24 protein-coding genes and 2 pseudogenes are annotated in these 23,207 nt (G+C 58.3%); 3 read left to right on the top strand and 23 right to left on the bottom strand.

Going from position 1 to position 23,207, the window contains the following annotated elements; translation table 11 throughout:
* From K9B32_RS19085 to K9B32_RS19075, 3 genes are all read right to left on the bottom strand, one after another.
* Positions 1-987, bottom strand: a complete 987-nt coding sequence (locus tag K9B32_RS19085; RefSeq protein ID WP_224565011.1) for an ABC transporter permease — start codon at positions 985-987, stop codon at positions 1-3.
* A 16-nt stretch (positions 988-1,003) separates the two neighbouring features.
* On the bottom strand, positions 1,004-2,530 hold the full coding sequence (locus K9B32_RS19080) for a sugar ABC transporter ATP-binding protein (RefSeq protein ID WP_224565009.1): 1,527 nt from the start codon (positions 2,528-2,530) through the stop codon (positions 1,004-1,006).
* 198 nt (positions 2,531-2,728) lie between these two features.
* Positions 2,729-3,757 (bottom strand): substrate-binding domain-containing protein, encoded by a 1,029-nt coding sequence (locus K9B32_RS19075; protein WP_224565007.1) that lies wholly within the window; start codon positions 3,755-3,757, stop codon positions 2,729-2,731.
* A gap of 351 nt (positions 3,758-4,108) precedes the next feature.
* On the opposite strand from K9B32_RS19075, the gene K9B32_RS28970 reads away from it, so the two are divergent.
* Complete coding sequence (locus tag K9B32_RS28970; RefSeq protein WP_263491008.1) at positions 4,109-4,231, top strand: hypothetical protein; 123 nt, start codon at positions 4,109-4,111, stop codon at positions 4,229-4,231.
* Positions 4,232-4,560: 329 nt separating this feature from the next.
* Here K9B32_RS28970 and K9B32_RS19070 read toward each other — a convergent pair whose 3' ends face one another.
* The 10 genes and pseudogenes from K9B32_RS19070 to K9B32_RS19025 form a co-directional block, all read right to left on the bottom strand.
* The gene (locus K9B32_RS19070; protein ID WP_224565004.1) at positions 4,561-5,598 is read right to left on the bottom strand and encodes an ABC transporter permease; all 1,038 of its coding nucleotides are present in this window, start codon (positions 5,596-5,598) and stop codon (positions 4,561-4,563) included.
* A 42-nt stretch (positions 5,599-5,640) separates the two neighbouring features.
* A complete protein-coding gene (locus tag K9B32_RS19065) occupies positions 5,641-7,182 on the bottom strand; it encodes a sugar ABC transporter ATP-binding protein (RefSeq protein WP_224565003.1) in 1,542 nt (513 codons plus the stop codon).
* A gap of 78 nt (positions 7,183-7,260) precedes the next feature.
* Positions 7,261-8,226: a sugar-binding protein gene (locus tag K9B32_RS19060; RefSeq protein ID WP_004671359.1), complete on the bottom strand. Its 966-nt coding sequence runs from the start codon at positions 8,224-8,226 to the stop codon at positions 7,261-7,263.
* 476 nt (positions 8,227-8,702) lie between these two features.
* A pseudogene (locus K9B32_RS19055) lies at positions 8,703-8,987 on the bottom strand (SDR family NAD(P)-dependent oxidoreductase); the annotation flags it as partial.
* 24 nt (positions 8,988-9,011) lie between these two features.
* On the bottom strand, positions 9,012-9,785 hold the full coding sequence (locus tag K9B32_RS19050) for an IS6 family transposase (protein ID WP_224565190.1): 774 nt from the start codon (positions 9,783-9,785) through the stop codon (positions 9,012-9,014).
* Positions 9,786-10,685: 900 nt separating this feature from the next.
* Positions 10,686-11,075 carry a RidA family protein gene (locus tag K9B32_RS19045; protein ID WP_224565001.1) on the bottom strand — a complete coding sequence of 130 codons (390 nt, stop codon included), beginning with the start codon at positions 11,073-11,075 and terminating at the stop codon, positions 10,686-10,688.
* A gap of 306 nt (positions 11,076-11,381) precedes the next feature.
* Entirely contained in the window at positions 11,382-12,293 is a 912-nt protein-coding gene (locus K9B32_RS29135; RefSeq protein WP_411969724.1) for a L,D-transpeptidase family protein, read from the bottom strand.
* The gene (locus K9B32_RS19035; RefSeq protein ID WP_224564999.1) at positions 12,290-12,820 is read right to left on the bottom strand and encodes a VOC family protein; all 531 of its coding nucleotides are present in this window, start codon (positions 12,818-12,820) and stop codon (positions 12,290-12,292) included. Before K9B32_RS19035 ends, K9B32_RS29135 begins: the two co-directional genes overlap by 4 nt.
* 100 nt (positions 12,821-12,920) lie before the next feature.
* Positions 12,921-13,769 carry an alpha/beta fold hydrolase gene (locus tag K9B32_RS19030; RefSeq protein ID WP_224564997.1) on the bottom strand — a complete coding sequence of 283 codons (849 nt, stop codon included), beginning with the start codon at positions 13,767-13,769 and terminating at the stop codon, positions 12,921-12,923.
* Between the two features lie 48 nt (positions 13,770-13,817).
* Complete coding sequence (locus K9B32_RS19025) at positions 13,818-14,642, bottom strand: oxidoreductase (RefSeq protein WP_224564995.1); 825 nt, start codon at positions 14,640-14,642, stop codon at positions 13,818-13,820.
* A 109-nt stretch (positions 14,643-14,751) separates the two neighbouring features.
* Here K9B32_RS19025 and K9B32_RS19020 point away from each other — a divergent pair, with 109 nt between their 5' ends.
* Entirely contained in the window at positions 14,752-15,615 is an 864-nt protein-coding gene (locus K9B32_RS19020; RefSeq protein ID WP_224564993.1) for a LysR family transcriptional regulator, read from the top strand.
* An 80-nt stretch (positions 15,616-15,695) separates the two neighbouring features.
* On the opposite strand, the gene K9B32_RS19015 is transcribed toward K9B32_RS19020, so the two are convergent.
* From K9B32_RS19015 to K9B32_RS18980, 8 genes and pseudogenes are all read right to left on the bottom strand, one after another.
* On the bottom strand, positions 15,696-15,989 hold the full coding sequence (locus K9B32_RS19015; protein WP_411969727.1) for a chorismate mutase: 294 nt from the start codon (positions 15,987-15,989) through the stop codon (positions 15,696-15,698).
* 55 nt (positions 15,990-16,044) lie between these two features.
* On the bottom strand, positions 16,045-16,632 hold the full coding sequence (locus tag K9B32_RS19010; RefSeq protein WP_224564989.1) for a DUF308 domain-containing protein: 588 nt from the start codon (positions 16,630-16,632) through the stop codon (positions 16,045-16,047).
* A gap of 110 nt (positions 16,633-16,742) precedes the next feature.
* Positions 16,743-17,012: a hypothetical protein gene (locus tag K9B32_RS19005; protein WP_224564986.1), complete on the bottom strand. Its 270-nt coding sequence runs from the start codon at positions 17,010-17,012 to the stop codon at positions 16,743-16,745.
* Between the two features lie 34 nt (positions 17,013-17,046).
* Positions 17,047-17,823 carry a molybdopterin-binding protein gene (locus K9B32_RS19000; protein WP_224564984.1) on the bottom strand — a complete coding sequence of 259 codons (777 nt, stop codon included), beginning with the start codon at positions 17,821-17,823 and terminating at the stop codon, positions 17,047-17,049.
* Positions 17,820-18,674, bottom strand: a complete 855-nt coding sequence (locus K9B32_RS18995) for a cytochrome b/b6 domain-containing protein (RefSeq protein ID WP_224564983.1) — start codon at positions 18,672-18,674, stop codon at positions 17,820-17,822. Before K9B32_RS18995 ends, K9B32_RS19000 begins: the two co-directional genes overlap by 4 nt.
* 108 nt (positions 18,675-18,782) lie before the next feature.
* Positions 18,783-19,394, bottom strand: a complete 612-nt coding sequence (locus K9B32_RS18990) for a hypothetical protein (RefSeq protein WP_224564981.1) — start codon at positions 19,392-19,394, stop codon at positions 18,783-18,785.
* A 69-nt stretch (positions 19,395-19,463) separates the two neighbouring features.
* Positions 19,464-20,054, bottom strand: coding sequence for a TetR/AcrR family transcriptional regulator (locus K9B32_RS18985; RefSeq protein WP_224564979.1), 591 nt, complete (start codon positions 20,052-20,054; stop codon positions 19,464-19,466).
* Positions 20,055-20,110: 56 nt separating this feature from the next.
* Positions 20,111-20,922: pseudogene (locus tag K9B32_RS18980) on the bottom strand (oxidoreductase).
* 93 nt (positions 20,923-21,015) lie between these two features.
* Here K9B32_RS18980 and K9B32_RS18975 point away from each other — a divergent pair.
* Positions 21,016-21,927, top strand: a complete 912-nt coding sequence (locus K9B32_RS18975; RefSeq protein ID WP_224565188.1) for an AraC family transcriptional regulator — start codon at positions 21,016-21,018, stop codon at positions 21,925-21,927.
* A 55-nt stretch (positions 21,928-21,982) separates the two neighbouring features.
* Here the strand turns inward: K9B32_RS18975 and K9B32_RS18970 are convergent, their stop codons facing one another.
* Positions 21,983-22,672: an aspartate/glutamate racemase family protein gene (locus K9B32_RS18970; protein WP_224564977.1), complete on the bottom strand. Its 690-nt coding sequence runs from the start codon at positions 22,670-22,672 to the stop codon at positions 21,983-21,985.
* A gap of 284 nt (positions 22,673-22,956) precedes the next feature.
* Positions 22,957-23,097 carry a hypothetical protein gene (locus K9B32_RS18965; protein WP_224564975.1) on the bottom strand — a complete coding sequence of 47 codons (141 nt, stop codon included), beginning with the start codon at positions 23,095-23,097 and terminating at the stop codon, positions 22,957-22,959.
* Between the last annotated feature and the right edge of the window lie 110 nt (positions 23,098-23,207).

Below are 23,207 nucleotides of genomic sequence, written 5' to 3'. Positions count from 1 at the left end.
TCAGGCCTTCCGCTTGTGCAGGAAATGGTCGATGGAGACGGCAGCGAGCAGAATGCAGCCTTTGATCATGTCCTGCCAATAGACGGAAACGTCGAGCAGGATCAGCGATGAGGTGACGACCGAGAGCAGCGCGATGCCGAGGATGGCACCGAAGATCGTACCCGAGCCGCCGTTCAGCGAAGCGCCGCCGATGACCGCCGCAGCGATGATGTTCAGCTCCATGCCGACGCCGAAAGTGGGCGTCGCGGCACCGAAGCGGGACATATAGATGACGCCTGCGACACCGGCGAGCGTCGAGCACAGAACCGTCACCCAGAACTTCACCTGGTTGGTGCGGATGCCGGAATAGAGCGCCGCCTTCTCGTTGCTGCCGGTATAGAACACCTTGCGGAAGGCCGTTGCCCGGCGCAGCAGGAAATCAAACAGGATGACGACGGCGACGAAGATCAGGATTACATAGGGAACGCCGTAGAAGGTGCCTTGCCCGACCGCCTTGAAACCTGCCGGCAGCGTGAAGAGCGACAGCGGCGTGCCCTTGGTGATGACCAGGCAAAGCCCGCGCACGATCACCATGCCGGCAAGCGAGGTGATGAAGTGGTTGAGTCCCACCACCGTCACGAAGAACCCCATGATCGCCCCAATGGCGCCGCTGGCGAGAATGCCGATCAGCGAGGCCGTCCACGGATCGAGCCCGGCTAGGAAAAGCGAGCCGGAGAGCACCATGGCAAAGCAGACGACCGAGCCGACCGCGAGATCGATACCGCCGACGATGAGCAGGATCGTCATGCCGACGACGACGATGCCTTCCACCGAAAAGCTCATCAGCATGGCGCGGAAGTTGCCGAGCGTGAGGAAGTGCGGCGAGGCAAAGCTCATGATCACGCAGAGCGTCAGGATGATTGCGATCAACCCCGCTTCGCGCATGGTGCCGATGCGTTTCCAGTGCCCCGTCTTCGGCATGTCCGCCGCCATCGTGTCGATTGCCATTCCCGTCTCTCCCTCCTTACGCGGCATGATCTGCCGTCCTTGCCGCACTAATCCCCGATGCAAGGCGGATCACGGCTTCTTCCGTCATGTCTTCCGGGCCAAGCTCGCCGGCAAGACGTCCCTCCCGGACGACCAGCACGCGGTCGCAAAGTCCGAGCAATTCCGGCATTTCCGATGAGATGACGACGATGCCGATGCCTGAGCGCGCGAGATCGCGCAGCAGCCGATGGATTTCGGTCTTGGCCCCGACATCGATGCCGCGCGTCGGCTCGTCCATCAGAACCACCTTGGGCTTCACCGCAAGCTGCTTGGCGATCGCCACCTTCTGCTGGTTGCCACCGGACAGCGACTTTACCGGCGCCTCGACGCCGCCCATGCGCACGGCAAGCCGCCGCGCGAAATCCTGCGCCAGCGCCGCCTCGGTACGGCCGTTCAGCAGGCCCGCATGGTTAGTGAGCGCCTTCAAGTTCAGCACCGAGATGTTCTGGGCAATCGACATTTCCAGAAAGATGCCGGCCCCCTTGCGGTCTTCCGACAGATAGACGATGCCCGTCTTGACCGCATCCGCATAGGCTCGGATCGCCTGCGGCTTGCCATGCAGGCGGACTTCGCCTGCCGTATGTGCGCGAAGCCCGCAAATGCCTTCGGCGATCTCCGTGCGGCCGGAGCCGATCAGGCCACCGATGCCGAGGATTTCACCCCGGCGCAGATCGAAGCTGACATCATGGAATCGAGCGCCATCGCCGAGGCCATCCACTTCGAGGATGGTTTCGCTGGAGGCGTCTTCGGCCCCGAGCTTTTCCGGATAGAGCTGGGTGATCTCGCGGCCAACCATGCGGCGCACAACATCATCGGCCGTGACATCGTCGATCTTGTCGGTGCAGACATACCGGCCGTCACGAAAGACGGTCACGCGGTCGCAGAGGCTGAAGATCTCGGCCAGGCGGTGGCTGATATAGATGATCGAGATGCCGTTCGCCTTGAGGTCGCGGATGATGGAGAAGAGCTGCTGCGCCTCGGTTTCGGTAAGCGCTGCGGTCGGCTCGTCCAGAATGAGCACGCGGCAGTCGAGCGTCAGCGCCTTGGCGATCTCGACAAGCTGCTGGCTGGAAATCGGCAGATCCGCGACCTTCTGGCGGACGTCGATGGCAGCCAGCCGGTTCATCACCCGCTGGGCATCGCGCTCCAGAGCACGGTAATTCATGAAAGGGGAGCGCCGGCGACTGGTCGCGGCCATGAACATATTCTCGGCCACCGTCGCATCAGGGCAGAGCGCGATTTCCTGATGCACCAGACCAATGCCGAGCGCCTGCGCGGCAGCCGGTGAAGCGATGCGGATGGGTTTTCCATCGACGCGGATTTCGCCGTCGGTCGGCTGTAGGACGCCAGCGATGATGTTCATCAGCGTCGACTTTCCGGCGCCATTTTCGCCGCAGAGCGCATGGACTTCGCCGCGCTCGAGCGTGAAGTTGACATCCGCCAGCGCCCGGATCGCCCCGAAATGCTTAGTCATACCTTGAATGGTGAGCACCGGCTCCGCCATCTTCATTTTCCTTATTCATAGCCGGTCCCGGATCGAGGCGGCTGCGATAATCTGCCTCTTCTCCCCGACGGGGAGAAGTGCCTCGCTTGCAAGGCGATGAGGGGGAGTGCGGCAAGTTCAGAGCCATCCATCCCCCTCATCCGACCCTCCGGGCCACCTTCTCCCCGCCGGGGAGAAGGAGACAAAGGGCCGATGCCCTTACTCCTCGATACCCTTCGTGCCGCGGCGCTTCAGGTACTTATCCCAATAGAAGTCGTCGGCATTTTCGGCAGTGACGATCGAAAGACCATTATCGACCACCGGGATGCTCATCGGGTTGAAGCCCGAACGCTTGGCGTCGTTCATCGGGTCGATCAGTTCCTGATGCTTGGCAAGCCACAACAGCATGAAGCCCATGTAACCCTGCATGCCCTGGTTCGGGTTGATCGAGCCGAAGACTTCGCCAGCCTTGATCATGTCGAGAATGTTGGCGTTGACGTCGGCGCACATGACAAGAACCTTGCCGCCGTTTTCCTTGGACGCCTGTGAGGCGCCGATCGCGGAGTTCGCTTCCGGCATGAAGACCGCGCCGAGATTCGGATTGGCCTGGATGATGCTTGAAAGCCCCTGATAGGCCTTGGTCGGGTCCTGGTTGGAAGCGGCGCGACCGACCAGCTTCATGTCCGGCCACTTTTCTTCCATACGGCCGATGAAGGCGGCGATGCGCTTGTCGTGATTGTCCTGGCCCGGATTTTCCAGAACTGCATATTCGCCCTTGCCACCCAGCTTCTCGGCGATTGCGTCGGCGGCATAGATGCCTTCGCGAGTGTTGTCCGAGGTGATAAACGAGACGCGCTTGGAAAGCGGCGAGTCGGCGGCAAACGTGACGACGGCCGTGCCCTGCTCGATGGCGCGGTTGATCGGCTCGATGAACGGATCGGAGTTCATCGGATGGACAAGGATGCCAGCCGGATTCTGGGCCAGAGCCTGGTCGAAGGTGGCGATCTGCTTGTTGACGTCATATTCCGGCGTGCCGGTATATTCGGTTTCGCAACCGAGCTGCTGGCCTGCCTGCTTGAACATTTCATAGACCGGGAACCAGTATTCCACGCCCGAGACCATGACGTTCATGACGTATTTTTCACCAGGCTTGCAGCGGAACGGATTGTCCGTTTCCGCGGATGCTGTGCCGGCAAAAAGCGTTGCTGCAAGGACCACCATGGCGGTCGAGCTGATAAATTTGCGCAAGATTCCTCCTCGAGGCCGAAGCCCCTCCCAAAAGCCTGAGGGCGTCACTTGGACGCCGCTGATCGCGTTGAAACCGAACTTCCTCCTCGAAGTCCGATGAGAACAATAAAGGCGAAGACGAAATGTATGTCAATATAATTCACTAGATGAAATATATTTCACATATAAGCGAAACGGACTGAATTCATTCCAAACCGCCGACAGATCGAAATCCCTGCACCATCCCGATATCGCAGCTCAATAGGCACGACGTAGTGCAAAGCTGCCACTGAGAGAATCGGCACCAGCGAGGCGCGAACGGCCGCGCTGTCGTTCCCCCTTCTCAGCGGCGGACCGGTTCCGCGCTACCTCATGACGCGCAGGTTGGACAGCGGCTCGCCGATCTCTTTAAAGGCTGACTGCAGGGCCGCGCTCATCGGCGAGTTGAAGAAGAAGGCGTTCTGGCTGGCGCAGCCCTTCATCGGGTTCTACTGATCAAGGCGCGTGCTGACGAAGGACGTCGGTGCAGATGGCTAAGGCGTCGTCTATCGATTTTCCCAAATGCGTTGGTTGCCGGGGCCAGATCACACGGCGACTTGTATTTCTTGCCTCGCTCGCGCATCACATAACGGCAAGAACGGGAAGCCCGCCGCCCGTCGAATACACATGTCGAGGCAAAACCTCATTTGAGTTCAAGACAATCGATGAGGCCGAGAAGATCAGACGAATTGGAACTGGCTGAGATCGGCGAGCAGCAAGGCACGAACATCCAGCATGCCAATGCGCAAGAGGCTGCATGGTTCGCTAACGGCAGCCCACTGGTCTCATCCACCGACCTGGTCCTGATTGGCAACCACCGGCAATTTGCCTTCGTCCGGAATACGGGCTTCGGTGTGGCGGGCGGCAGAGACGAGCCGGCGCTGTGCGCGGATCGCGTGCCATTGTTGGTCGATCAGGACGCCGATGAGGATCACGCCACCCATGACGGCGAAATTCAGCGACGAGGGGATGCCAAGCAGATTCACGAGGTTCTGCAACTCCTGGAGCAGGACCGTTCCGAGCACGACGCCAACGATCGATCCCTCGCCGCCGCGGAGCGAAAAGCCGCCGAGTACGGCAGCGGCAATCGCGTAGAGTTCATAGAACTGGCCATGGCTGGCCGGCGAGATCGAGCGTGTGTACATGGCAAAATAGATTGCTGCGAGCGCCGTAAGCAGGCCGCAGATGACATAGGCCGACATCACCATCCGGCCGGTGCGGATACCGGAATAGCGGGCCGCCTCCTCGTTCTTGCCGATCGCGTAAAGATAACGCCCGAAGACAGAGCGATGCAGCACCACCCACATGACCACGGAAATGATGACGAGCGCTATGAAGGTGTTGGGAACGCCGTAGGACCGTCCGGCGGTCAGGAACTCAAGGTCCGGGAAATTTTGGCCGAACGCAAAACCCGCCGTTCCGTCGGCCGTATAGAAGCGCGCCGCCCCGCGATAGATAAGGAGGCCGCAGAGAGTGACGACGAAGGGTTGCAGGTTCAGCCGGGTGATCAGCCAGCCATGAATGGCACCAATGGCCGCGCCGAGCACGAGAATGAGTGGTAGCGCCAGCATCCATGACATATCTTGGACCGCGACGAAATCGACAAACAGCACGCCAAGAAGCGCTACGAGCGAACCCACGGAAAGTTCGATACCGCCTGTAATGATGACGTAGGCCTGGCCAATCGACAGGATGCCGAACAGGCCGATCAGGTTGGCGGTATTCGCCAGGTTGATCGGCAGCAGGAACCGCGGATTGATAATGGCGACGACGATGCCGACGACGACGATCAAAAGCAGCAGTCCAAGATCTTTCTTGATCATTCGAGATCCATTCCCCGATACCTAATCATATTGGTGCCGCGGCTATTTTACGCCTTTGCCGACAGCAAGCAAAAGGACGCTTTCCTGACTGAATTCGTCCTCATCGAGAATGCCGGCGATCTGGCCCTCATGCATGACGGCAATGCGGTCAGAAACGCCGATCACCTCTTCCATGTCGCTGGAGATCATCAGGATCGCGACACCGGCATCGGCAAGCGCCCGCATCAGGCCGTAGATCTCGTTCTTCGCGCCGATATCGATGCCGCGTGTCGGCTCGTCGAAGATCATCACCTTCGGGCTCATCGACAACCATTTGGCAAGCACCACCTTCTGCTGGTTGCCGCCTGACAGTGTGCCGGTTCGGCTCGAAATAGAGGGCGCCTTGATGCCGAGGCGAATGCGCTGCTTTTCGGCTGCCGCCGTCTCCCGCTCGGCGGAAAGCATGAAGCGGCTGGCGAGCATGGGAAGATCGGCAAGGGTTATGTTCTGGGCGATCGGGAAATCAAGAAGAATGCCGTTGCGCTTTCGATCCTCCGGCACCAGGAAAATGCCGCGAGCAACGGCGTCCCGCGCGGAACGGACTGCAATTTGCTGCCCGTCCTGCAGGATGACTCCGCCGTAACTGCGATCAATGCCAAAGAGCACCCTGGCAAGCTCGGTACGGCCGGACCCGACGAGGCCCGCAAGTCCCAGGATTTCTCCATACCTGATTTCCAGATCAACGGGACGGCCGGGATAGGCCTCGGTGCGCACGGCACTTACCGTCAGCGCAACTGAGCCGGGTGAGCGCTGCGGCTTTGCGGTACGCGCCGCAAGCATCCGGCCAATCATCAGCTTGACCATCTGGTCGTGGCCGATGTCCCTCTTGGCGAGCGTGCCCACAAGCGCGCCGTCACGGAGTACGACGACCCGGTCGGCTACGCGCTCAACCTCGCGGAGCCGATGCGAGATGAAAATAACACTGATGCCATCCGCCTTCAGCAATTTGATGATGCTGAGCAGCCGCTCGGTTTCAGCCAGCGGCAGGCTGGAAGTGGGTTCGTCGAAGATGACGAGCCTCGCGTTGATGGACAGCGCCTTGGCGATTTCCACCATCTGCTGCTCGGCCAGCGAAAGCGACGCCACGGGTGTGTCGGCGGAAAAATGCGCTCCCACGCGCCTCAAGAGCGGCTTCACCATGTCCCTTAGTCGATCGCGATCGACGAGCTTAAGAGGTCCCGCCTTCAGCGGTTCGCGCCCTAGGAAGATATTGGCAGCGACGTCGAGATTCTCAAAGAGATTGAGTTCCTGATGCACGAAGGCGATACCGGACGAGATGCTCGATTCCACAGTGAGGAAACGAAGCTCTGCCCCGTCGAGCAGGATCGTGCCCCGGTCGGGTGCGATCACACCGCCGAGAATCTTCATCAGCGTCGATTTTCCAGCCCCGTTTTCGCCGACAAGGCCGATGACCTCGCCTGGCATGATGTCCATTGACAGGCCTTCGAGCGCAACGACGCCTGGATAGGTCTTGCCAACGCCGGAAAGCGAAAGGAATGGCGTTGCGGGCGCGCCCGGTGACGGGATGTCGGAACTATGGTTCATCGCCTGTCCATGGCTGCTGGTACTGTCGGCATGAAACGCCTTTCGCGGCGGCGGTGAGTGCCGCCGCCGCGAAGGAGGTTATTTTCCAGCCATGGCCTTCAGGTTGGCGGCATACTTGTCAACGTCATCCTTGCCGATGATCACCGTCGGGATGATGATCAAGCCATCAGCGGGAACACCGGACTTGTCGCCCTTGAGGTAGGCGGCCATCAATTTCATGCCCTGATAGGCCCATTCGAACGGCTGCTGGACGACGGTTGCCGCGATCGTGCCTTCCTTGACGCCGCCGAGCGTGATCGGATCGTCATCAAAGCCGACGACGGTGATCTGGCCGAGTTTGCCTGCGTCGCGCAGCGCCTCATAGATGCGCGGCGTGTTGTAGGAGTAGAAGCCGACCATGCAGGTCAGGTCGGGGCTGGCCACCAACGCATCCTCCACGTTCTTCTTGGCGCGCGTCTGGTCGATGTCGTCACCGCGAACATCGACAAGCTCGATCTTGGTACCCTTGAGCCCTTCCTTCATCCCTTCGATGCGTTCGCGGGCGTTATCGGCGCCCAGCAGACCGACGAAGCCCATGCACTTACCGCCGTCCGGCATCGCCTTCTTGGCGATTTCGGCGGCCTGCTTGCCGGCGTCGACGTTCGAAGAACCGATATAGGCGACGCGGTTGGTCTTCGGCGCGTCGCTGTCGGTGGTGAAGAGAGCCGTCTGCGAGCCGATCTTGTTGAGGCCGTCCGTCTGGGTCTTGGGATCGACAGCGGAGACCATGATCCCCTTGACGCCGGCGCTGACGAGATCTTCCATGAGACGCTGCTGAATGGCGACAGCCGCCTGCTCAGGATATTTCAGCTCCATGTTGTAGTCTGGCATCTCGCCCTGCGCCTTCTTCACCCCCGCCTCGGCGGCTTTCCAGAAGTCGGACGCTCCATTGACGACGAATGCGAGTGTCGGCTTGTCGGCCGCATGTGATGCAGCCATCGGCGCTGCACTCAGCATCAACGCGGCGAAGAACAAGGCTGCATTTTTCCGCTTCAGCTGTTTCATAATACTCCTCCCGAGGGCCGCGGTTGCGAGGGCCCGTTCGCGGCTTACGGCCGGCCGCATGCGCGCCCCCTCCAAGGGCCGTCGCGAAGCGACGTGTGGCATAGGTGCCGATCGCACCCCGACGGTATACCAGAATCTAAATTAGTAAATAGTAATATGAATGCAGATCAAAACATGTCGATGCTGGGCCAAATCCGCCCACGGCGGCACAAATGCAAAAGCTTCGCGTGCGGGAGGCTTTCAGTTGGATCTAGTTGCATGGACCTGATCACACGTAGATTGTTGGCTGCAAGCCTTAGGCCGAAAGAGGAAATGATTTCCGCTTTGCGCCAGTGGCCGGGCACAGGTTTTCTCCAGGCAATGGTGGTCGAACTCTTAGATCGCTATCGCCTTTGCTGACGACGTTAGCGATCCTTATCCGGGGAGATTGTCGTTTTCGTCCGCGTAAGACTCGCCACTCCAGGAGCGCCTCAACCTCAGGCGACGGACCATCCACCGTCCACCAGCAAGTTCGCGCCTGTGATTAGGCTCGCGGCCGGCGATGCAAGGAAAACGACGGCACCCACCACATCATCGGTTTCGCCGATCCGGCCGAGTGGAATGTGACCAAGCGTCGCTTTGTGATTGTCGGCATCGGATAGAAAAGGTGCTGTACCATCCGTGTGGATGAACGTCAGCGATACGGTATTTACGGTGACATCATAGCGTGCCCATTCAGCCGCAAGACAGCGGGCTCTGTTGCAAATTTCCATTTTGGTCATAATGACCGTTGGTTGGGACGTCGCTTACCTGGCAGCCTCGCGGTTTTCGAGACTCTGAGCGAGCAGTGCTACCGCTTCCGTCAGCACGCTTGGTCCGATGCCGAAAGCACGTTCAACAATGCGTGCTTCTCCACGGATGTCGCCCGTCAGGTTGAAAATCGCAGCCTGTCCTTTGCGCAAAGCGCGCATGACCTCGAAACCTTTGATCGTCGCATAGGCCGTTTTCAGCGTCTTGAACCCTCTCACCGGTTTGATCAGTTGCTTCAGCTTGCCGTGATCGGCCTCAACGACGTTGTTCAGATATTTGATCTGTCGGTGCACGAGTTCTACGGGACATCTGCTCTCGGCCTTCAATTGCGCAATGGCAATGCCATAAGTCGAAGCCTTGTCGGTGTTGAAGGTCGTCGGCTTTTCCCAGTCCTTCAAGCCGTTCAAGGCCTTGCCGAGACAGCGTTTGGCCGCTTTGGCATTGCGGGTCGGGGACAAATAAAAATCGATCGTGTTGCAGAATTTGTCGACGGCCCGGTAAAGATACGTCCATTGTCCGCGGACTTTCACATAGGTTTCATCAACGCGCCAACTCGTTGACTGCGGCCGGCGCCAGTGCCATCGCAACCGCTTTTCAATCTCCGGCGCATATCTCTGAACCCAACGATAAATCGTGGAATGATCGACTGGCACACCCCGTTCGCCCGTCATTTGCTCAAGGTCGCGGTAGCTGACCCCATACCGGCAATACCATCGCACCGCCCACAAAATCACTTCACCCTGAAAATGACGCCACTTGAAATCGCTCATCAATATTCTCGTTGAAAATTCGGCGATCTTTCGGACATCAACGGGATTTTGCAACAGAGCCGTTTGGGTTAGATATTCATGGCTCACGAACGGCCATAGTTGATAACAAGGCGTACAAAGCAGCGGTGCGTTTGCGATGGCAGAGAGGTGATGCTCGCTCCAAATGGCGCACCAACTTTCGACAGGTTGCGCGGGGCCGATGAAGTAGGCGGCCGGGCTTGTCGCAAACCGTGGAGTGGTTCGAAGCTGCCTAATTATCTCCAGCTTGTTCACGCCTTGTTACGCGGTGGACGGCGGCGCAAGCTCTTGCCGACGGAAGCCTCAGATAGGCGCTGGCGGATCGGACGCCGCCCTATCCTGCGTTCACTGCCTGCTACATCCCCTACCTCGGCGCATGAATGAACGCCTCTAAATTTTTCTAAGAGCCTCACCGTCAGATCCAAGCTCTTGAGCGGAATCGAACCATAGTCCGCCGCCTCGGATTCTCTAAGCGGTTGTAAGTTTTATGTTTCAATGTAAAGGATCGTTCGCGACGACATAGGTTCCATTATAGAACTATGGTGCCATCCGCCAGGCTGCGCTGGCTCTGTTTGAATGCTCGCCGAAGCTTTTAGAGACCTCATACTGCACTGACGGGTCGATCCCATGACGAGAGCTGCTTTGCAAACCCGGCACATGCCTCTGCGAGGGCTACCGAATTCATGGCGTTGGTGACATCGATGGCTCTGACCAAAAACTGCATCAGCGTCCGGCTTTGTCTTTTCCAACGCTCGCACAAAGAGAGAATCTTTGGCGGCGGCAGTTGCAACCCGGACCGCTTGGCCCATGCGTCCATTCGCGCCTGCCGAAGCCAGTCGCGTGACTTAATCTGGCCGCACGGGGTCTCTTAGGAACCCGTGGCTATCGCTTGACGGCAACACATTTCACCTCAGCGAGGAGTCCCGGGTGGGCGAGCTCGGAGACACCTATACGAGTCCACGCATAGGTTCCCTTCGGAAACACCTCGTTTTTAACAGTCCGGAAAACGTCCATGTGCCTGGACATTTCGACGTGATAGCTTGTCATTTCCACGATGTCATCGAACGTGCAATGAGCGGCTTCGAGGACAATCCGCAAGTTGTCCCACATAGCTCTGAATTGCTCTGACGGATCGTGAATAATCTTGAGATCCTTTGTCCGTCCAACTTGGCCAACGACGTAAATTGTGTCTCCGACTTTAACCGCGGGAGCATAGCCTGCTCGGCTGACGATCTCCTGCATCTCGTCGGGTATGATGATCTCTCGATCCATAGTGGTCCTCGCAATCTTTGCTGGTTGCTAGCGGCGCTGGAACATGCGTCGCGAATTCTCAAGCGCCGCTGGGTAACAAAGTAGAAATGGCCAGCGATGTCAGATAATCCTTCACTTCGCCCGCCGGAGTGAACTCTGCATATTTGCAGTTGTCGAAGAGGTTCATCACGTGGCTCAAAACGGTGATGAACCTCACAAGGTGTCAGGCCAACTCAGCCGATGACGCTCTTCATGGCTAAGCCAGAGACGGCTGCGTTTTGGAAGGCTCTTTTCCCAAGCTCAGGTACATGTCTCAAAATAGCTGCGTCACGTTCCCAGACGTGACGCAGCTCGCAAGTTCATCGAGACACGCGCGTTATGCAGAATGCATGCCGCAGCTACTTGGCAGCTTTGGCTGCTTCCTCGATAACCTTTGCGACTGCAGCGGCCTGCGAGATCCCCGTAGCTGTGACCGACGAGAACGACGTCTCCGTCCTGCTGATCAAGCACGCTTCTGGTAGCTGCGACGTCTTGGTCCAGGCTTGTCAGCGGCTGCTGGACGATGCTGACATTATAGCCGTCGCGGGTCAGTATGTCATACACGCCACGCCAGCCCGAACCATCCACGAGCGCGCCATGGACGAGCACAATGTTGCGTGCGTCCGCTAAGGCTGGGGCTGTCACTGCGGCTGGGTTCTTCAGGCCCGGCTCCATACCACCGTTCTCGATCGAGTATTTGGCGAGTTCCGGCTGACGGGCAACCATCTCATTCGGTGGCTTCCAGCGGGGCCACTTCTGACGCCACTGGATGACGCCCTTGCCCTGCCAGGCGAAGCCTTCCCGGCCGATGCCGACGCCGTAGCGCATCGCCGTTCCGCCCGGCTGAACCAGGTAGAGAAAGCGCGAGGGTGTTTCCACGACGATAGTGCCGGGGCGCTCGCCAGTCGGATCGACGACCTGCTGGCGATAGTAGCGCGGATCGATCTGCTGGTAGGGAACCGCCGGGATCAGATAGCCGCCATCTTCAATCGGGCCGTACATGACGGCCAACTCGGCATCTGTCGGCGCCGGGGCGACCTGGACGGGGCGTATTGGACCTGGGACAGGCGTCAGTTGCGGCCCCACCAGCCGGCCGGGGCCGGAGGTGGAGGCGCAACCTGCCAGCCCCGAGACCGCAGCCATCGCCGAGAGCGATAGAAAGCTGCGGCGAGACGTTTTGTGTTCGAAGCTCACGCTCATTCACCGTCCTGCCACCTGCGCAGATCCGTTTGGTCGTGATAGCCCATCCGGTCGGGCGTGGTGATAAACTCAATCGTCGTGCCCCATGGCATGCGGCAGTAGCAGACCTTGTTTCCTGGACCTTTTTCGGTTGCGTACGGAATAGCGCGCGGCGCGGTAAGCGCGGTGCCTCCGGCCTTTTCGAAGCGCGCTACCGATGCGTCGATGTCGTCGGTGTAGACACCGAAGTGCGTGATGCCGATGTCGCTCGGTCTAACCGGCTGAGCTTGTTCGGGGCCGTGCATTTCGAAGAGCTCGATATCCGGTCCGGTTCCGATCTTCACCATCGCCTGCGCACGCACGATCGTTCCAGGGAAAGCGCCAGTGGCCCGCTCGAATTCTGGTCCTTGTCTCGGCGGATCCTGCGGTCCGAAGGACTGGTAGATCACCTGGCCGCCAAAAGCTTCTACCAGGAATGATTTTGCTGCTTCGATGTCGGGCACCGTGATGCCGAGGTGGTTGACGCCGTGAATGACAGGTGCGGTCATGATGTTTTCCTTTCTTGTTTAAGCGATCGAACGCGATGGGTGCGGGCGCAACTCGCCTGCAGTGTCGTCTGCACCGCCCGCGACGGGGCGGTGCAGAGCTTCAATTAGCCTTGAGGAAATCGACCAGAGCGGCGACCACTTCATCCGGACGCTCGTCCGCGACATAATGGCTGCATCGCGGAATCGCGCCGCCTGTTACATTGCTGGCGAACTCCTTGAGCATCGGGACCATTTGGGCGCCAAAGCGCTTGTCGCCACCAAGTCCAAGCACCGGGATGTCGAGCGGTTGCTTCTTGTACTCAAGCGCGGCGGCATGATCGCCGGCAAGGGTGCGATACCATTCCATGCCACCACGCGTGCGCCCAGGAAGCGCCATCGCTTTCGCGTAGATTTCGATGTCCGCTGTTTCGAAGGTGCTGTGATCGTAGAATCGCTCCGCCATGAAGGCCGAGATATAGTCGTACTCACGACCATGGATGAGGCGCTCAGGGAGGTCACGGTTCATATGGAAGGCGAAGTGCCAGATCTTCGCAGTCGTCGCCTCCCATTGGCTCCAGCCTGGCAGCGGAACGTCGAGGACGGCCAGGTGAGTAACAGCCTCCCGGTAAATGGCGGCTTGGGGCAAAGCCACCATTCCACCAATGTCATGGCCGCACACGGCGTAGCGTTCATGCCCAAGGGCAACCATGACCTCGTGCGCGTCGCACGCCATCGTCGACTTGTCATAGCCGTCAAGCGGGCAGTCGGAAAAGCCGGCGCCGCGCAGATCGATGGCCACCACGCTGAAATGCTCGGCCAGTAGCGGCATCACATGGTGCCATTCCCACCACGTTTCCGGCCATCCGTGAAGCAGAAGGATCGGCGGACCGGAGCCTCCCGTGACGGCGTTGATCTTGATGCCATTTGCCGGCACCAGCTGCTGGGTAAACCCTTTCAAAGTTGGGATCATGATCTTTTCCAGTCTGTATTGAAGCTCGAAGGAAACTGCGGCCAGCGCTTAAGCCTGGTCGAAATCGGTGGCGATCGTGATATCGCGCCAGGCGTCGATATCGCTGCGGAAGGAAGCCAGCTTTCGCTCGGCGATCGAATGCGCGACCGGGCCGAGCGGCAGATGAAGCGGGGCGTCATCGGCATCGACTGCCTGCAGGATCACCGCAACTGCCTTGTCGGGATCGCCCGCCTGGTTGCCGTTATTAGTTTCGCGATAATGCTTGCGCGAGCTTGCGGCGTATTCCGGCATCTCCTTGGCCACCATCGCGATCGAACGTCCAAGAAAATCGGTGCGAAACGGCCCAGGCTCGACGATCAGTACACGGACGCCGACCGGCTTCAGTTCACCGGCGAGCGCTTCGGAAATTCCTTCCACGGCGAACTTTGCGGCATTGTAATATCCTCCGCCGCCGCTGCCCGCGATCCCTGCGCCGGACGACATGTTGACGATCATTCCCCTCGAACGTCGCAGGACCGGCAGAGCAGCCTTGGTGGTTTCGATCAGACCAAAGACGTTCACTTCGAACATCGGCCGATATTCTTCGGGCGCGCCTTCCTCGATTGCGCCGAACAGCCCGTAGCCGGCATTGTTCACGAGCACGTCAAAGCCGCCGAATATCTCGACCGCCTTTGCGACTGCGGCTTTGGCTGCCGCCGCATCCGTCACGTCGAGCGGCAAGTTGATCATCCGGCCACCGAAAGACTCAACCATCTTTTCGATTGCTTTGACATTGCAGGCCGTCGCGACAACCTGATCGCCCCGCTGTGCTGCGGCGAGCGCGAGCCGTTGTCCAAAGCCGCTTGAGCAGCCTGTGATGAGCCAGGTTTTCATGACGTTTTCTCCGCTTGATTTCAAAAGATGACTTGAATCTAGAAGTTTATATTTGTACTTGAAGTGACAGTATTGAATTTTCGACGTTCATTTTTGTAAGGGCATGGCGGTGGAATGGAGTGACGTAAAAATCTTCCTTGCTATTGCGCGATCCGGCACGCTCGGCGGCGCTGCGCGTGCACTTCATACAAGCCATCCGACCGTCGGCAGACGGCTGCGCGCCCTTGAGGAGGCGATCGGCCACACACTCTTCCAGCGGACCGCGGACGGTCTCGTGCCGACCGAGGAGGGCCATGGGATCATCGCGCTGGCAGAGCAGATGGAAGAAGGCGCGCTGGCCATGGAGCGCCGGCTTGCGGGGCAGGAGCAAAACCTCAAAGGCAATCTGCGCATCTCATCAGCGGACTGGTTCGGGGCCTATGTCCTGCCTCCCATCCTGGCAGATTTCTCGAAAGCCTACCCTAATGTAGACGTCGAGATCCTGACCGGCACTCGCCTGTTCAACCTCGCCCAACGGGAGGCCGACGTCGCTTTTCGTATCGTTCCGTTCAACACTGCCGATGTCATTCAGCGGCGGCTCTTCAGGCTCGAATACGGCGTCTACATCGCCGAGGAGTCGCCTGACCCCAAATATGGCGACGGGACTGGTTTCCGGCTGATCACCCACGATACTTCGACCGGGCAGTTCCCCGATATCGCTTGGCTCGTCGAGAGTTTCCCGAACGCGAGACCCGTCCTGCGATCGAACAACCGCAACGTCCAGGGGCGAATGTGCAAGCAGGGCGTAGGGATCGCCGTCCTGCCCCGCGTAGTGGGCAATCAGATCCCGGGTATCCGCAGATTGGAACTGCCCAAGCCCCCGCCGGCGCGAGACATCTGGATGGGATATCACCGGGACCTACGACGTCTTCAGCGTCTTCGTGCGTTCATCTCGACCGTATCGGACCATCTCGCGAATGCGCCCGCATGGTAAGCCGCCCGAAGAAGATTTGATTTTCCCTGCCGACCGACTGCATTCAACCGCTGCGGTAGGAGACAGGCTCGGCAGACACTTTACTTCTCGGCCGCAATCTCCCTGTGCCGCTCCACCACAGCACCCACGATCATTCTCATCAGGCCTTCGACAAAGTGCTGACTCAGGCCGACATCATTGGCGATATTCCTCAGTCGATCCAATTGGCGTCGCTCTCGCTCATTATCGATTGCCGGCATCGCCAGTTCAGCTTTCAAATGGCCGACTTTCTCGGTACAACGAAAGCGTTCGGCCAGGATATGTAGGAGAGCTGAATCCAGATTGTCGATGGTCTTCCGATAGGACGCAAGTTGGTCTGACGTATCATAGCTCATCATTCTGGATATCTCTAAAGTTGCTGCGAAGGTTTCATGATGAGACGCTGGTATCTTATAGTTCGACTCCGCGCATACTGCGGCGCGAAAGGGCTACACTCAGCCATATTGCCGAAACTAGGAAGTAGAATGCCCCGACGCCAGCGTACCCTGCGACCGTAGAAATAGAAGGTTCCTGCGGCATCTGCGCTTGGAATATAAAGAGAGCGCCCGCCACGGCGGATTGGCCACCGCTCAAAATCATCGCCCATTGACCGCCACTCGTTTTCCAACGCCGGGCAGCAGCGCCAAGCTGCAGTAGCCCTGAAAAGATCGCCCAGAGGCCGAAAGCGCCGAGAACCCAGTTCATGCTCATCGTCAGCGCAAAGATTACGGCAAGCGTCATTATCGAGCTCGCAGTAACGTTGATCGTTTGGCTTCGGTTGACCGCAAAGCCACCGCTCCTGGCAGCGTCAACGACGTTGGCGACGGCATCCCAAGCCGGATAGATGATCAATAGGGCGGCAGCCACCGCAAAGGAATGGTTTCCGACGGTCAATGCGGCCGTGACCCACAACACCGAAAACGCCGCACGCGTAAAGTAATACTGCTTTAGCCATAGCTCGTTGCCGCTGGCGGCACGGGAGGTCTGATCGTTTACCATTATTCTCTTCCATTTCCTCGAAGGATGAAAAATTACTGAAGCGGGTTCCGTCAGAAGAAGCCGACATGTTTGCCAAATGCGGTATTATCGTCCCACGCATTTCGACCAATTCAGTCGCGTTCGCCGGAGAGTTTCGCAGCTGGCTCCTCTAAGAACTCGACGTCCTGTGCGCTGCCGTGCAACGGAGTCATTAAATCAATGCCGTGATCGCTCTCCGAGCGCATGCGCTTTTCGAACGCCTCGTTGATCGCCCCCTGCCGCTTTGCGACCCATCGGCCGTCGGGATCAGAAAGGATCGAGTTGGTTTGGCCGATCTCAACCGGGGGCGAAGAAGCGGTCGCTGAGATGGGCATTACTTTTTGAACTTGGCGTCTGCTCATGAGCTGTGATCCTGTGGTTTTTCGTTTAATTGCCTCAGATGCCGGCGTACCATTCGTACCCGCGGTCTTCCCAATAACCGCCGTTCCCGCCCCACAGGCCGGCGAAGCTGTCGACCAGTTCGATGCGCATGATGTATTTCGCCTGCTTGTAACCAAGCTGCCGCTCGACCCTCAGGCGCAAGGGAGCGCCGTGGCCGACGCTGAGGTCCTGGCCGTTCATCTGGTAGGCCAGAATGGTTTGAGGATGAACAGCGTCGATGAGATCTATGCTCTCATAATAGCGGCCACTCCCGTCGAGCGTCTTTTCGAGTTCGTCGGCACAATGTAGTACGACATAGCGCGCTGTCGGCTTGAGCCCGGTCAGACGCAGCAGGCTTGCAAGCGGCACCCCCGTCCATTTGCCGATAGCGCTCCAGCCCTCGACACAGTCATGGCGGGTGATCTGCGTGCGGGCCGGGAGCGCCTTCAAATCAGCAAGCGAAAACTCTCGCGCACGCTCAACAAGGCCGTTGATTTTCAACCGCCAGGCCGTAAATTTGCCTTCGGCCAGTTCAAGATATTCGTCACTATCGGGAGCACTCGTTCCATTCACCCGAAAGGATGGGGAAATGTCCTTTTCATCAAACTCCCGCGCCAGAGCATCACGACCCTGGAGTAGTCTCTGAGCCTTCATGGTCAGGCGTTCGGCTGAGCGAAGGACATTGGCGACGTCCGCGCTCTGATCCAGAAGATCACAACCGGAAAGAGTCAAGGCACTGGCGCCAAGTGTGCCACCGACCAGAAAGCGGCGTCTCGTAAAAAGCGTGCTCATGATTTTGGGCCTTTTTCCTGGATCGCATAGCGTCCAGTGATCATCGAGCGGATGTTGTTCCAGGTCCCCGACAGGACGACCATTGCCACATGGACGATGACGAAGATGACAAGCGCTGACGCTGTGATGAAGTGGATGGTGCGCGCTGACTGACGTCCGCCAAATATATCGATGAGGGCGGGGAAAGCGGCGTCAACCCCGGGTGACATGGTCAGACCTGTCAGGACCATCAGAGGCAGGAGGACAACAATGACGGCCAGATAGGTAAGCTTTTGAAGAGCGTTGTAATGTCTGGCCTCATCCCCTTCCGGAAAGCGTAGCCGAGCGTGGTCAAGGACTTCAAGACCAAGATGGCGTGGTGAGAGCTCATGCGCCTTAGGCGCAAGATCGCGCCTGAAATGTCCGCTCAGCAGGCTGAATCCAAGGTAGAGAACGCCGTTGATCACAAACAACCAGGCAAAGAAGAAATGCCAGCGACGTCCCATCGCGAGATCCTGGAACGAGGGGATTGTTGCCCAGGACGGGAAAGCTCGCGCAGTCGGTTCCCCATCAACATTGGAAACACCGAGGACGCCGGTTGTAGGGATCTCTAGCCCTGCGACACGCACGAAGCCGCGTGGCGTGCCTCCATCGTCGTCGGAGCCAATTGTCAGAACGGCAGGGTCGCCGTTCGCGCCGTGATGACCCCAATAAAGCTCCGGGTGGGCATTGAAGATCTGCAGCCCGCTTAAAAGAAGGAAGCTCAGGCAAAGCACGTTCAGCCAGTGCGTAAGCCGGGTCACAACGGAGTGGCGGCGAATGAAGATCGTCCGAGGAAATCGAACATTGTCATTGGAAGCGTTTGCGCTCATCTCAGCGCCTTTCATCTGTGGCATTTTACGGCTGCAGATCAAGCAGCGTCGATCTGTAGTCGCTGACCGAAGCAGTAAGGCGGGTGCTTCGGCCAGTGACGGCGTGGCTTACATGGGGGGAACCACGCCATTCTTGCCGACGACCACCTGATGGGCGATCGGGCCGGTTGCAGCCTTTTCGGCGGTGATGAAGACAACGGCTCCGGGAATGAGATCATCTTTGGTGGCCGCGGCAATCGTCACGACGGGCGTCCCATCCGGAATGGCGATTTTCTTTTCCTTGCCATGATAGGTGACGGTAACAGTCTGGCCATCGACGCCTTTGACGGCATCTGCGACCGTCGCATTGGTCATGCTGCTTTCGGGCTTAAGATCCCAGCCATAGCTACCCTCGCCTGTGCCCTTCATTGCCGGCGGGAAAATGAGAACCTCAAGCGCACCATCACCACCGTCGGCCTTTGGCAAGGATGCGATGCCGACAAAATCGCCCGGCTTGATGTCGGTCACCTTGACATTTGCTACGCTTGCCACCTTCCAGTCGTCGGCGAGCGCGACATCGACTGCCTCACCTTCGCGCGTCTTCACCTTGAGCGTGGATCCCGCGTAGGTGATGATACTGCCGCGCACGTGGATCGGCGCGGCCTTTTTATCTTCAGCATGGACAGGTGCCGAAAGGACAGTCGTAAGGCCAAGAGCCAGTGCAGGGAAAATTTTCTTCATTTCATTCTTCCTACTAGTTGGTAGTTTTGAAGGACGCGATTTTACCTGGGTGGCATAACCACCGCAGGATTAGTGAGAAGCAGTGGGCGTCAGTCGGCTGAGTGCGGGTTGGAGTATTGTCACGAATACTTCAGGCTTCCCATAGGCTCTCGCCGAAAGCATCGCCCCATAAACCGTCGCCAAAAATGCCTCGGCTTCGACCTCAGGCGCGCTGGCAAGGACTAGGGTGCCTTGCGTAGATCCACGTTCCATCACCGAGGCAAGCCAGGAGGAGATAAAGCGAAAGAATGCCGTGACCTCCGTTGCAACTTCCGGCGGAAGGGATGGCAGTTCACTGGCAAGCAGCGCGCACACGCAATATGGCCTGCTGGCATCCTCGATGCATTTCGCCCAGTGGTTCGCATAAACCTTCAGGATGTCCAGTGCATCTGGAACGCTTTGTTCAAGAACCGTTACACTTGTCTGGCCGTCTTCTCGATAGCGCTTGACCAATTCACGTACCAAATCGACCTTGCTAGGGAAGTGGTGGTGGATGCTGGCCTTCCGAATTCCGACCACTTTCGAGATGTCTGCATAGCTGAAGCCATTATAGCCTCCGCTCATGATGAGGGTTCGGGCAGAGGCCAAGATATCGTCGGAGGTGGTCGAAAGATTGCTCATGCAAACTGTCTACCTTCTAGTAGGCAGAACGTCAATAACAAATATTTTGGTTTCTTTCATCGTCCGTCTGTGGACACTGTGATGTCTTTCCACACTTCAATTTCCCGCTGCAGGCGGTCGATCCGCGCCGTCACGTGCTTGAGAGCATCGCTGCCAAGCAGAAGCTGCGGCGGAGGATTTTCGGACGCGACCAGCGTTAGGACCGCGGCAGCCAACTTCTGCGGATCGCCGATTTGCTTACCGCTGACAGCCTGGCGCGCCTCGCGGATCGGATCAAAAAGGCTATCGTAATCCCCAATCGACCGCTCTGTACGGACCATGGAGCGCCCTGCCCAGTCTGTTCGAAACGACCCAGGGCAAAGGGTTGTCACGTGAACGCCGAACGGCGCCATCTCCGAACGCATGACTTCGGAAATACCCTGAAGGGCAAACTGCTGCCGCAGTAACAGGCGATGCCGGGCATGGTGATCATACCGCCCATCGACGTGACGTTGATGATAAACCCGCGGCGACGTGCCGGAACCTCGGAAGAAACGCCTTGGCGACCGCGACCGCGCCAAACACGTTCACGTGGAACTGGCGGCGCATCTCCTCGATTGGCGATTTCTCGAGCACGCCCTCGTGACCATATCCTGCATTGTTGATCAGGACATCAACTGGACCGTTGGACCACATCCGGAATGCGGTCGAATTCGGTGACGTCACCAAGAACGGTATGGAGTGCGGGAAGCGTCCTGGACAACATATCTCGTGAGGCTTCGGAGCGGACGGTCCCGATGACCGTGTGGCCCGCCTGGGTGGCGGCCGTGGCAATGGCGAGGCCGAAACCGGAATTCGCTCCGGTGATGAAGAAGGTTTTGCTCGACATCTCTGAAACTCCTTGATCAATCTTGCATGTGACAGATATTCTAGCAAAGCGGCTAGTTCGACTGCGGATTCTCTCAGAGTTTTGCCAAATCCTATGAATAGCGAGAAGCCTCCCTCTCCGCATGACCGGCTTGTCATCCTGGCCGGACAACTAGCTCCTCGTCTCGGCTACAATCAAACTGCGGTCAGTTGTGTGCGTATCCTACGGACGGAAGCGGTGCTTAATGACATTCCGGTTCTTTATTGGCCGGGGGCAGTGTTCGTATTGCAAGGAAGCAAACACGGCATTCTAGATGGGGAAATCTACCTCTACGATGAGGACCACTATCTTGCCGTTTCGGTACCCGTTCCCTTCCGGATGACGTCTACGGCCAGTCCACAGCGGCCACTGCTGGCCGTCTATCCCCAGTTCGATATGCAGATGGCGGCCGAGATTGCCTTGCAGGTCGAACAATACGCCAGCCCCGAAAAGGCCGAGCCGAGAGGCCTCTTTTCGAGCAAAATGGATAGCGGTATCGAAGACGTCTTGCTGCGCTTACTGACGGCCCTCGGCAGCCCGGTTGATGTCGCTGTGCTCGGCACCTCGATCCTGCGCGAATTGCACTACCGCGTCATGATCGGCCCGCAAGGCGGCGCGGTGATTGCGGCCCTTCAGCGGAAAGGAACGTCCGGAAAACTTGTTGAGAGCGTGGCGTGGCTGCGGGCAAACTACGGCTCCGAAATTGCGGTCGCGGATCTGGCTCGAGACGTGGGAATGAGTGTTCCTTCCTACCACGTTCGTTTCAAGAACCTGACCGGCTCAAGTCCGATGCAATACGTAAAAGCGATGCGGCTCCATGAGGCGAGACTTATGATCGCCCGCCAAAGCGGGACGATCGCGACGGTGGCGGCTTCAGTCGGCTATGTCAGCCCGGCGCAGTTCAGCCGCGATTTTAAACGGCATTTCGGGCGCACGGCGTCGGAAGAGGTGAAATGGGTTCAACAGCACCTCGGAGAACTGATCTGACCATTTCCCCGAGGCTTTCTCGCGAGCGGGTCGCATAGTCAAAATGCCTGGCATCTCATTGCAAAGCAGCCTGAAGCGCAGCTTTGCAATGAACCAGGGTGGTATCGAATACGGGGACCCCGACATTATCCTGATTCAACAGCATCCCCACCTCCGTGCACCCGAGGACAAGACAGTCGCAGCCTCGATCGATCAGCCGCTGCGCAATCAGTTCATACGTCAAGCGGCTTTCCTCGCGAACAACATCACGGCACAGCTCGTCATAGATAATGCGATGGGTTTCCGCCCGATCGTCAGCCTCAGGAATTATCGGCGAAAGTCCTCGAGCGACCAGGCGGTCGGTATAAAAGTTCTGTTCCATCGTGAAGGCGGTCGCCATCAGTCCCGGCCTGCGGAAACCGCTGTCAAGGATAACTGTCGCAGTCGCATCTGCGATGTGTACGAACGGGATCGACACCCCGCCCAAGATCTTGTCCGCAACCTTGTGCATGGTATTCGTTGCCATGATGAGAAGGTCGGCACCTCCGCGCTCCAGAGCAACGGCTTTTTCCCTCAGGATTTCTGCCGCCGTATCCCAATCGGAGGATGCCTGTAACTTTTCGATTTCGTCGAAGTCGACCGATCGTATGAGAAGCTCAGGAGAATGAAGCCCTCCCAGGCTCTCGCGCGTAAGCCTGCAGAGCTCATGATAATAAATTTGGGTCGAGGCTGCGGACATTCCGCCAAGTATGCCGATCGTCTTCAAATTATTTCTCCGTATCCACGTGTTTCGTTCTGTCTCGTCACATGGCGCTTCATCGAAAATCAGCCCGCTCCAGCCGCCAGACGCGGCACCAAAATAATCTCGTTAGGAGAACCCAACGGCGGAACGGGGAACGTAGCTGAAATCACGAGCTTGCACTTCAATTTCAGTGAGCCTGATGATTAGCGCAGCGAAACCGTTTTCCAGATGCCTTATCATCGTCTGCCCTTTGGCAGGAGAATCCGAACGCGACATACGAGGCGGCAGGTCGCCGCATCGTACGATACTCAGGCACTTATGCCGCCGTCGACGAGATTGCCCGAGCCGGTGATGTAGGCTGCACCGGCCCGGCGAGAAAGGCAACGGCCTCTGCGGCGATGGAAGCGGCGACGATCATGGAGAAGCGTTTCGAGGCGCTGACGCGTCACGATTATCTTGAGAAGCTTCGTGCCGGCGAGTTGGACACGGAGCTAAACGCAAAAAGCTCCTCGACGCTTATGCGGAGGAGCTTTCATTGAAGCGACTTGAAGGGCCATCT

It is taken from the genome of Rhizobium sp. 3T7 (assembly GCF_020166565.1).
Classification (GTDB): Bacteria; Pseudomonadota; Alphaproteobacteria; order Rhizobiales; family Rhizobiaceae; genus Rhizobium.
Note: the sequence above shows the minus strand (reverse complement) of the source record. Positions and strands in the feature narration are given on the sequence as shown.

Coding starts and splice junctions, on each gene's coding strand:
- K9B32_RS18995 (WP_224564983.1), bottom strand. CDS start 18,674: ATGAGCGCAAACGCTTCCAATGACAATGTTCGATTTCCTCGGACGATC.
- K9B32_RS19010 (WP_224564989.1), bottom strand. CDS start 16,632: ATGGTAAACGATCAGACCTCCCGTGCCGCCAGCGGCAACGAGCTATGG.
- K9B32_RS19070 (WP_224565004.1), bottom strand. CDS start 5,598: ATGATCAAGAAAGATCTTGGACTGCTGCTTTTGATCGTCGTCGTCGGC.
- K9B32_RS19080 (WP_224565009.1), bottom strand. CDS start 2,530: ATGGCGGAGCCGGTGCTCACCATTCAAGGTATGACTAAGCATTTCGGG.
- K9B32_RS19015 (WP_411969727.1), bottom strand. CDS start 15,989: ATGAGCTATGATACGTCAGACCAACTTGCGTCCTATCGGAAGACCATC.
- K9B32_RS18990 (WP_224564981.1), bottom strand. CDS start 19,394: ATGAAGAAAATTTTCCCTGCACTGGCTCTTGGCCTTACGACTGTCCTT.
- K9B32_RS19005 (WP_224564986.1), bottom strand. CDS start 17,012: ATGAGCAGACGCCAAGTTCAAAAAGTAATGCCCATCTCAGCGACCGCT.
- K9B32_RS19030 (WP_224564997.1), bottom strand. CDS start 13,769: ATGATCCCAACTTTGAAAGGGTTTACCCAGCAGCTGGTGCCGGCAAAT.
- K9B32_RS28970 (WP_263491008.1), top strand. CDS start 4,109: ATGACGCGCAGGTTGGACAGCGGCTCGCCGATCTCTTTAAAGGCTGAC.
- K9B32_RS19060 (WP_004671359.1), bottom strand. CDS start 8,226: ATGAAACAGCTGAAGCGGAAAAATGCAGCCTTGTTCTTCGCCGCGTTG.
- K9B32_RS19085 (WP_224565011.1), bottom strand. CDS start 987: ATGGCAATCGACACGATGGCGGCGGACATGCCGAAGACGGGGCACTGG.
- K9B32_RS19025 (WP_224564995.1), bottom strand. CDS start 14,642: ATGAAAACCTGGCTCATCACAGGCTGCTCAAGCGGCTTTGGACAACGG.
- K9B32_RS19000 (WP_224564984.1), bottom strand. CDS start 17,823: ATGAGCACGCTTTTTACGAGACGCCGCTTTCTGGTCGGTGGCACACTT.
- K9B32_RS19050 (WP_224565190.1), bottom strand. CDS start 9,785: ATGAGCGATTTCAAGTGGCGTCATTTTCAGGGTGAAGTGATTTTGTGG.
- K9B32_RS19035 (WP_224564999.1), bottom strand. CDS start 12,820: ATGACCGCACCTGTCATTCACGGCGTCAACCACCTCGGCATCACGGTG.
- K9B32_RS29135 (WP_411969724.1), bottom strand. CDS start 12,293: ATGAGCGTGAGCTTCGAACACAAAACGTCTCGCCGCAGCTTTCTATCG.
- K9B32_RS19065 (WP_224565003.1), bottom strand. CDS start 7,182: ATGAACCATAGTTCCGACATCCCGTCACCGGGCGCGCCCGCAACGCCA.
- K9B32_RS18985 (WP_224564979.1), bottom strand. CDS start 20,054: ATGAGCAATCTTTCGACCACCTCCGACGATATCTTGGCCTCTGCCCGA.
- K9B32_RS19045 (WP_224565001.1), bottom strand. CDS start 11,075: ATGGATCGAGAGATCATCATACCCGACGAGATGCAGGAGATCGTCAGC.
- K9B32_RS18975 (WP_224565188.1), top strand. CDS start 21,016: ATGAATAGCGAGAAGCCTCCCTCTCCGCATGACCGGCTTGTCATCCTG.